The organism is Staphylococcus croceilyticus (assembly GCF_002902575.1).
Taxonomy (GTDB): Bacteria; Bacillota; Bacilli; order Staphylococcales; family Staphylococcaceae; genus Staphylococcus; species Staphylococcus croceilyticus.
In genome coordinates this window covers 1-1,734 of the sequence record NZ_PPRD01000130.1, presented here as the reverse complement: position 1 = coordinate 1,734, position 1,734 = coordinate 1, and the positions used below count along the sequence as shown (strand labels likewise).

Annotated in this window: 2 protein-coding genes and 1 pseudogene; all 3 read right to left on the bottom strand. The window is 25.1% G+C overall.

Annotated features, from left to right (window positions below):
• Positions 1-436, bottom strand: a 436-nt coding sequence (locus tag CD128_RS11290) for an ABC transporter permease (protein WP_231917332.1), incomplete at its 3' end; no start/stop codon positions are given.
• Positions 433-1,206 carry an ATP-binding cassette domain-containing protein gene (locus CD128_RS11285; RefSeq protein ID WP_167797474.1) on the bottom strand — a complete coding sequence of 258 codons (774 nt, stop codon included), beginning with the start codon at positions 1,204-1,206 and terminating at the stop codon, positions 433-435. The genes CD128_RS11285 and CD128_RS11290, both read right to left, overlap by 4 nt.
• Before the next feature lie 51 nt (positions 1,207-1,257).
• Positions 1,258-1,734 (bottom strand): annotated as a pseudogene (locus CD128_RS11280) (sensor histidine kinase); the annotation flags it as partial.

Genomic DNA, 1,734 nt, shown 5'->3' with positions numbered 1-1,734 from the left:
GTAACAAATTTAAAAACGTGAAACTAATCGAGATATGTACTAAATCAATAAAATTTCTATTATTAATTAAATATAATGCTAGAATCAAAGTTAAATTGATAGTATAAATCACAAAGCAATAAAATATTATAATCAAAAGTTTTGATAAAAATAATTTGGATTTATTTTTAGAATAAGTTAGCCAATTAAGTAAAGTATTGTTTTTATATTCAATGTAAAATACTGAAGTAGAGATAATGCCTATAACAATAGGTCCTAACATGAAATATTGATTATAAAATCTGAAGTAAAAACCATTTTCTAAGGATAAACTTCTATTATTTAGAAAGAAATTTGCTATGTTCATAGTAAAAGGAATCAAGCTTAACAAGATAACAACTAATATAAAACGCTCGCTTTTTACTTTAATAAATTCATTTTTTATAAAAGTAATCATTTTAAATAAGCCTCCTCTATTTTATGTTCCATAAGCCATAAATAGATATCTTCAATGGTCATTTTAGTAATCGAACTATCATAATTTTTTAACCACTTATAGTCTCCTACAATATAATATAAGGAGTTGAATTTAACGATAGAATATTCGTGGTTATTAAAAGTATTTTCAGCATCTGTCATTTTATCTAACTCTAAAATACTGTAATAATTGCTGGTATTTTTCAAATGAGTAACTAGCTGGCCTCCCTTTATGAATATAAATACATCTGTAAAGGTAGCTACTTCTTGCAAAATATGGCTAGAAATAATTGAAGTTCTATCATCACTTTTCACTTTCTCTAAAATAATATTTCTAATATCTTTAATGCCACTAGGATCGAGTCCGTTAGTTGGTTCATCTAGTAAAATTAAATTTGAATTTCCAATAAGCGTTTTTGCAATTCCAAGTCTCTGTTTCATACCCATTGATAAATCTTTAAATTTCTTATATTTAGCATCTTGAAGATGAACTATTGAGAGGTAATTATCTATATCACATGCAAAGTTCAGATAGTTAGAATGTAATTTGAGATTCTGAAAACATGATAAATTAGCATAAAAAGCTGGTGCTTCAACTAATTGGCCAATATGATGAGAAGGTAATGAAATATTTCCAGAATAATTAATTACATTTAAAATTGCTTTGAAAAAAGTAGATTTGCCCGCACCATTAGGGCCTAGTAGCCCATAAACTTTATTATTTTCATAATGATAAGATATGTTTTGCAAAATTTGAGTGTTATTTAATGAAACTGAAAGATTCTCTACTTTTAGTATATTTTATTCCCCCTTCTCATTAGAGATTTTAATTAAAGTACCATTCTCATTAGTTTCTATATTTAAATTTAATGAAAAATTTTTACATATATCTTTTATAATTGTTAATCCTTTTGAATATGAAACATGATTATTAAAGCCTACGCCATTATCTTTAATTTCTACAAAATTTGAGAATAGTACTATATTAATTTTTGTTGCTTTAGAATGCTTATAAATATTAGAAATAATATTGTCAAATAAGCGTTCATACCATAATTGATCGCCTAGCCAGTATATTTCTTCTGAATCAAAGGTTATATGCACATTTATATTTTGAGTTGTTAATAAATAGCTCCATTTATTCAATGTTTTTTGAATAACTTTATAAATATTAACTTGATGATTAAATGTGACGAATTGTAATATTAAGTGCAACACTAATAAAATTCCATAAAAAAGGCCCATGATTGGCACTTTATTGTAAGATGTTAATAACCA